Raw genomic sequence first — 525 nt, 5'->3', positions numbered from 1 at the left:
CATCCTGATCGTCAACAGCAAGATCGCCGCGGTCAAGGACCTCCTCCCGCTGCTCGAGAAGGTCATGCAGACCTCCAAGCCGCTGGTCATCATCTCCGAGGACGTCGAGGGCGAGGCCCTGGCCACCCTCGTCGTCAACAAGATCCGCGGCACCTTCAAGAGCGTCGCGGTCAAGGCCCCCGGCTTCGGTGACCGCCGCAAGGCGATCCTCGGTGACATCGCCATCCTCACCGGCGGCCAGGTCATCTCCGAGGACGTCGGCCTCAAGCTGGAGAGCACCACGCTCGACCTGCTCGGCCGCGCCCGCAAGATCGTGGTCACCAAGGACGAGACCACCGTCGTCGAGGGCTCGGGCGACACCGACCAGATCGCCGGTCGGGTCTCCCAGATCCGCAACGAGATCGAGAAGTCCGACTCGGACTACGACCGTGAGAAGCTGCAGGAGCGCCTGGCGAAGCTCGCCGGCGGTGTCGCGGTCATCAAGGTCGGCGCGGCCACCGAGGTCGAGCTCAAGGAGAAGAAGCA

The 525-nt window shown here is 66.1% G+C and carries 1 pseudogene; it reads left to right on the top strand.

Annotation, left to right across the window (positions count from 1 at the left end):
• Window positions 1-525 (top strand): annotated as a pseudogene (gene groEL, locus MXD95_RS04130) (chaperonin GroEL); the annotation flags it as partial.

This window comes from Frankia sp. AiPa1 (assembly GCF_023243075.1).
Lineage (GTDB): Bacteria > Actinomycetota > Actinomycetes > Frankiales > Frankiaceae > Frankia.
This window is presented reverse-complemented; position numbering and strand designations above follow the sequence as displayed.